General features: G+C 37.1%; 1 pseudogene. It reads left to right on the top strand.

Annotated features, from left to right (window positions below):
- Positions 1-22: 22 nt before the first annotated feature.
- A pseudogene (locus tag HC175_RS23755) lies at positions 23-278 on the top strand (DUF885 domain-containing protein); the annotation flags it as partial.

Consider the following 278-nt stretch of genomic DNA (forward strand, 5'->3'; position numbering starts at 1 on the left):
TTCAGGAATAAATATCTATTGCATGAAAAAGAACCCCCAATATATCAGCCTAATTTTACTTTTCCTCTTCAGCCTTAATAGCTGCAGGAATTCTTCAGAAGGAAAGGAGTTTACTTCCGAAGAAATAGCAGAGGAAACAGCACAATTAAATAGCTTTTTTGAAAAAGAATTTCAGGTAGATCTTAAAGATTCGCCCATGTTGCAGACGCGATTGGGGATCAAAGAAAATTATGATTCCTGGGATGATTTTTCACACCTGCGTCATGCTGAGGATCTTA

This window comes from Salinimicrobium oceani (assembly GCF_012037645.1).